The sequence below is a fragment of the Phenylobacterium sp. genome (assembly GCF_036723115.1).
In the GTDB taxonomy this organism is placed as follows: domain Bacteria; phylum Pseudomonadota; class Alphaproteobacteria; order Caulobacterales; family Caulobacteraceae; genus Phenylobacterium.
On the sequence record NZ_DAIMHV010000232.1, the window covers coordinates 1 to 2,433 of the forward strand.

The following is a 2,433-nucleotide window of genomic DNA, read 5'->3' on the forward strand; positions in this document are numbered from 1 at the left end:
TCGTCGGTGGCGCCCATGGCGGCGAAGAGGTCGAAGGCCTCGTTCAGCACCCGGTCGGGATCGGCGTGGGGCCGGTCGACCTTGTTCAGGCAGAGGATGGGACGCAGGCCCATCTTCAGGGCCTTGCCCAGGACGAACTTGGTCTGGGGCATGACGCCCTCTTCGGCGTCCACCAGCAGGACGCAGCCGTCCACCATGCCCAGGATCCGCTCCACCTCGCCGCCGAAGTCGGCGTGGCCAGGGGTGTCGATGATGTTGATGCGGGTTTCGCCGGCCTTGCCGTTCCAGAGGACGCTGGTGCACTTGGCCAGGATGGTGATGCCGCGCTCACGTTCCTGGTCGTTGGAGTCCATGGCGCGCTCCACCGTCGCCTCATTGGCGCGGAAGACGCCGGACTGGGCGAGCAGCTGATCCACGAGCGTCGTCTTGCCGTGGTCGACGTGGGCGATGATGGCGATGTTGCGCAGCGACATAGAAAACCTTTTCCCGGAAGCGGCGGCTTTTAGGCGAGACTTCGCCGCCGTGCTAGCGCGAACTCGTGTCAGCCGGGCGGTCCATGGGCTCGCGATTGTGCGTTGCAACACGAAACACGATGTGAAGTCCAGGGCTAAGGCCCTGATTTCCCGCGCAAACTCAGAAAACTAAGGGATTTCTTCGCAATTGCGACACTTTGGCCCTTGCCGTTTTGTGCGCCGCACCGTACATTTGAATTGTGAGGCGTCCCTGACGTCTCTGCCCTTCCTGGGCGTTTCCTCCCTAATGAACTGGCCGCGCCGCTTGGCGCGGCCTTTTTTTTCGCGCGCGAGCGCCGCGTGACCGGCCGCATCGCAAGGCTTGCGGCGCGGCGTCAGGGGTTCAGAGCCGCGTGGTCCAGTCCTCGGCCGTCAGGGCGGCGGTCAGGGCCTCAATGTCGGCCTTGAGGCGGGCGAAGCCGGCGTTGGGGGTCAGGGCCTCTTCATCCAGATAGAGGGCGCGGTTCAGCTCGATCTGCAGGGCGTGGACCCGGCGGGCCGGCCGGCCGTAGTGCTCGGTGGTGTAGCCGCCGGCATAGGGGGTGTTGCGCACCACGCGGTAGCCGCGGGCCTCCAGCTCCTTTTCCACCCGGCCGGTCAGGGCTTCCCCGCAGGCCGCGCCGAAGCGGTCGCCCAGCACCATGTCGCAGCCCGCGCCCGCCACGCGGGCCGCCAGCGAGGGCATGGAATGCCAATCCACCAGCACCGCCACCCCGTGGGCGGCCTTGGCCTCGGCGATCAGGCTTTCCAGCGTCTGGTGATAGGGCCGGTGGGCCAGGTCGATGCGCGCCTGGGCCTCGGCGAAGGTCAGTTTGCGGGCGTAGATCTCCTGGCCCTCGGAGACCACCTTGGCGATGGCGCCCAGACCCGCGGCCACCCGGGCGGTGCGGCTGCGGGCGAAGTCGGGCAGGGCGTCGGCGAACATGGCCGGGTCCAGCTCGAAGGCTTCGCGGTTCACATCCATATAGGCCCGCGCATAGCGCGCCGTGATCAGGGTCGCGCCGGCGGCGGGCGCGGCCTCCACCAGCTGATCGACGAAGGCGTCTTCCGACCGCCGGATGGCGCGGGAATCCAGCGCGGCGGCGGCCATCATGTCGTCCGGATAGAGGCGGCCCGAATGGGGGGAGGCGAAGATCACCGGCGTCGGCGGGGGCGTCTCCGCCGGACCTGGGCGACGCACCTCGAACCCCGCCGGCCCCGCAGGCGGCGGCTGGGCGACGTCGAGGGGCTCCACCGCAGACATGGCGGCATATGAGACCGCTCCTGCGACGCGGTCAAACCGCTTCACGCCCGCCCGCGGCCTGTCCCCGACGCGGGTTCATCGGCGATTTACAAACGGGCGGCTATGGTCTTTCGGATGACACACGATCCCCAGGCCGCGCCCATGCCCCGCATCCTGCTCGCCGAAGACGACGATTCCCTGCGCGGCTTCCTGGCCCGCGCCCTGGAGCGCGCCGGCTTCGAGGTCCGCGCCTGCGCCGACGGCGAGGAGGCGGCCGCCGTCCTCGACCAGGACTGGGATCTCCTGCTCACCGACATCGTCATGCCCGGCATGGACGGGATCGAGGTGGCCCGCCTGGCGGCGGCGCGCAATCCCGCCCTGCGCATCATGTTCATCACCGGCTTCGCCGCCGTGGCCCTGGCCGCAGGCGACAGCGCGCCGGCCGGCGCCAAGGTGCTGTCCAAGCCCATCCACCTGCGGGAGATCGTTTCCGAGGTGGAACGGATGATGGCCGCCTGAGGCGGACGACCAGAATCCGGGGCGCCCTCGGGGCCTAGGCGCTTGCGCGGCGTCCGCCCCGCCGCTATACCGCCGCCCTTCCCGCCCCGAGAGGGGTCCGGTCCGGACGCGTAGCTCAGCGGGAGAGCACTACGTTGACATCGTAGGGGTCGCTGGTTCAATCCCAGCCGCGTCCACCAT

The 2,433-nt window shown here is 69.3% G+C and carries 3 protein-coding genes and 1 tRNA gene; 2 read left to right on the top strand and 2 right to left on the bottom strand.

All coding sequences use genetic code 11. The features are described from left to right. Together V7D28_RS14885 and V7D28_RS14890 are read right to left on the bottom strand one after the other, a co-directional pair. A partial coding sequence (locus V7D28_RS14885; protein ID WP_333588163.1) for a GTP-binding protein occupies nt 1-473 on the bottom strand: 473 nt, incomplete at its 3' end. Between the two features lie 382 nt (nt 474-855). Continuing rightward, nucleotides 856-1,755, bottom strand: coding sequence for an N-formylglutamate amidohydrolase (locus V7D28_RS14890; RefSeq protein WP_333588164.1), 900 nt, complete (start codon nt 1,753-1,755; stop codon nt 856-858). 141 nt (nt 1,756-1,896) lie between these two features. Here V7D28_RS14890 and V7D28_RS14895 point away from each other — a divergent pair, with 141 nt between their 5' ends. Both V7D28_RS14895 and V7D28_RS14900 read left to right on the top strand, forming a co-directional pair. Beyond that, nucleotides 1,897-2,253 carry a response regulator gene (locus V7D28_RS14895; RefSeq protein ID WP_333588165.1) on the top strand — a complete coding sequence of 119 codons (357 nt, stop codon included), beginning with the start codon at nt 1,897-1,899 and terminating at the stop codon, nt 2,251-2,253. 104 nt (nt 2,254-2,357) lie between these two features. Beyond that, nucleotides 2,358-2,432, top strand: a tRNA-Val gene (locus V7D28_RS14900). Nucleotide 2,433: the final 1 nt, after the last annotated feature.

Excerpts from the sequence above, each read along its gene's own strand:
- V7D28_RS14890 (WP_333588164.1), bottom strand. The coding sequence starts at position 1,755 with ATGTCTGCGGTGGAGCCCCTCGACGTCGCCCAGCCGCCGCCTGCGGGG.
- V7D28_RS14895 (WP_333588165.1), top strand. The coding sequence starts at position 1,897 with ATGCCCCGCATCCTGCTCGCCGAAGACGACGATTCCCTGCGCGGCTTC.